A 1,570-nucleotide genomic window follows, 5' to 3' on the forward strand; every position below is an offset into this window, starting at 1 on the left:
CGGGGTAGAGCGACGTTGAGCAAGCCGCAGGCATGGGCTTCGGGCGGGGGCCAAAGGACGCGCTGTCTGAGCCGGAAGCGGGCCGGCGGACCGCGCCCCGGCGAGTTCGCGTCCGACCCTGCGCGAAGGCCATGACAAGGGAACCCGCCACAGGCGGGCGCAGCGATAGGAGCGGCACCCCGCACACCTGACTGCACCGTGCAAGAAACCCATACCAGTCACAAGCAATAAAAAGCGCTGCGCAAGAAACCTATACCAGTCACAACGCGCTACGGCGAAAGCAAGAAACCATCATCAGCCAGAACCCGAGGCTGCCCCGGCGTCAGACACAAGTGCGTTAGCGAGGCGCCTGCGCAGCCAGGTTCTGCAATGCCTGGCCCGTGACGCGGACTATGCGCCATTCGGGCAGGATGTCGGCGCCCAGGTGTTTATAGAAGTCTATGGCGTTCTGGTTCCAGTCGAGCACGACCCACTCAAAGCGCCCGCAGTCCTGCTCGACCGCCATTCGAGCCAAGTGCTGCAGCGCCATTTTGCCCAGGCCCTGGCCACGGTGTGCGGGCTGGACGTACAGATCCTCCAGATACAGGCCGCGCTTGTCCAGGAAGCTGGAGTAATTGTGGAACCACATAATGTAGGCAACGGGAACATCGGGTTCGCTTGCAGTGGTGCCTACCAGGCAGTGTGCAGCCGGATGCTCGCTGAAGAAACTGTTGTGCAGCGTAGCTTCGGTGGCCTTGAAGATATCGGTGAGCTTTTCGAACTCAGCCATTTCCCGCATCAGACCCAGTATGCAAGGAATGTCGTCGGGGCGGGCTGGCCGCAGCTGGTAACGTTCTGTTGCGTGGGGCAAGCGGATTCCTTATTTTGGCGTTATGCTGAAGCTGTGAATCTACAGGAGTTTAGCTTATGCCTTCAGGGAATCAGCGAGCGATGCAGGCACTGGCGGCCGCACTGGCCTTGACGTCGTTTTATTCCGTTAGTGCGGTTGCGCAGGAAGCATCGGCGTCGGGCGAGGTGCGCCGCATGGATGCGGCTGCGGGCAAGATTACGCTCAAGCATGGCGCTATTGCCGACCTTGAGCTGCCGGCCATGACGCTGGTTTACCGCGTCGATGCCGCGTTGCTGGGCGATATCAAGCCTGGCGACAAAGTCAAATTCACCGCTCGGCGCGAGAACGGCCAGTACGTTATTACCAAGATATCGAAATGATTTTTTTGTACTGTCAGTTGCCGTCGAACACCTGATTTAACGACTGGGCGTCGAGCAGGTTCAGGGACCAGGCTTCAAGCTCGTTCGATGTGGCTGATTTCAGGCGTTGCTGAATTGAATCGGGTAGCGGACCGAATTTTCTGTTGAGCTGGCTGTGCAATATAGAGGCCTGGCCTTCCTTGAGTCCTTCCTGACGTCCTTCCTGACGTCCTTCCTGACGTCCTTCTTGACGTCCTTCTTGCCGTCCTTCTTCTCGTCCTTCGGCCAGCCCTTCCATTTTCCACTGGTGGGTCCAGGAGCGGGAGTGTTCGGTAAGCATGTCCTTGATCTCCAGTAAGTCGTCGACCTGCGGTAGATCGAC

At 58.8% G+C, this 1,570-nt stretch carries 3 protein-coding genes; 1 reads left to right on the forward strand and 2 read right to left on the reverse strand.

Annotation, left to right across the window (positions count from 1 at the left end; genetic code table 11):
- Nucleotides 1–337: 337 nt before the first annotated feature.
- Entirely contained in the window at nt 338–778 is a 441-nt protein-coding gene (locus tag LKR43_RS16115) for a GNAT family N-acetyltransferase (RefSeq protein WP_305080637.1), read from the reverse strand.
- Between the two features lie 128 nt (nt 779–906).
- On the opposite strand from LKR43_RS16115, the gene LKR43_RS16120 reads away from it, so the two are divergent.
- Complete coding sequence (locus LKR43_RS16120) at nt 907–1,209, forward strand: copper-binding protein (RefSeq protein WP_370632138.1); 303 nt, start codon at nt 907–909, stop codon at nt 1,207–1,209.
- Nucleotides 1,210–1,222: 13 nt separating this feature from the next.
- Here LKR43_RS16120 and LKR43_RS16125 read toward each other — a convergent pair.
- Nucleotides 1,223–1,570 (reverse strand): DUF4351 domain-containing protein (locus LKR43_RS16125; RefSeq protein ID WP_227685197.1); only part of this gene is annotated, 348 nt, incomplete at its 5' end.

The sequence above is a fragment of the Pusillimonas sp. MFBS29 genome, assembly GCF_020687695.1.
Classification (GTDB): domain Bacteria; phylum Pseudomonadota; class Gammaproteobacteria; order Burkholderiales; family Burkholderiaceae_B; genus Pusillimonas_C.